Origin of the sequence: Nguyenibacter vanlangensis (genome assembly GCF_013376155.1) — a bacterium.
GTDB classification, from domain to species: Bacteria; Pseudomonadota; Alphaproteobacteria; order Acetobacterales; family Acetobacteraceae; genus Gluconacetobacter; species Gluconacetobacter vanlangensis.
This window is the reverse complement of record NZ_JABXXP010001062.1, coordinates 1-756: the sequence shown is the minus strand read 5'-3', so window position 1 is coordinate 756 and position 756 is coordinate 1. Positions and strand designations below refer to the sequence as shown.

Annotated in this window: 1 protein-coding gene; it reads left to right on the top strand. The window is 62.8% G+C overall.

What is annotated here, in order from left to right; all coding sequences use genetic code 11:
• Positions 1-402 precede the first annotated feature (402 nt).
• Positions 403-756, top strand: a 354-nt coding sequence (locus HUK84_RS21215) for a hypothetical protein (protein WP_374729407.1), incomplete at its 3' end; no start/stop codon positions are given.

The following is a 756-nucleotide window of genomic DNA, read 5'->3' as shown; positions in this document are numbered from 1 at the left end:
AGCACGACCAGGCCCGCCAGGTGTGCGGACGGGTCGTCCAGCACCGCCTGCGGCGCCGCCAGCCCGCCCAGGGTCAGGCGCGCGACCACGGCAAGCAGGACCAGCGGCCACAACGCCGCCCATCGCCTCGCCCTGTGTGTCAGCCCGGTCATGACGGCGGCTTTACAAATTTTACCGGAAAATGACCAGGGGGCCATGCAGGCGGCCACGCAGGAGGATAATATGCTCACGCCGCCGCGACCCCCGGCGGGCTCTCCCCCGAAGGTACGAATTGGAAAAGTAATTATTCAAATCAGGACCATAAACCACAATATATTACGTCATTGAATAATTTATTTAATTTGCAAGTCACATATGAATTAAGACAGTTATGATAAACGCTCGATTGGATACCAAGATTTCATGACCAAGCGGCAGGAGGCAGCGGACCGAAACCAGACAGGACTGGAGCGGAAGATCTGGCATGCCAGCCTCGTCGTCGGCTTCTGTGTGCTCGGCTTCGCGGTCGCGCTGATCCTCCCCGCCTACGGCGTCTACCGGCAGACCAGCCGCGACGCGGCGGACATCCGATATTTCCGGCAGGTCCTCGACACCGCCATCCTGATCTCGCACGAGCGCGCGCCGGCCAACATCCTGATGTCCACCCCTCCGGACGACCAGGCCGTCGCGCGCCAGGCGCTGCAGGATGCCCGGCACGCCACCGACCAGGCCATGGCCCGCCTCGGCGGCGGAGACGCCCCAGGGGATGCCCCAGGG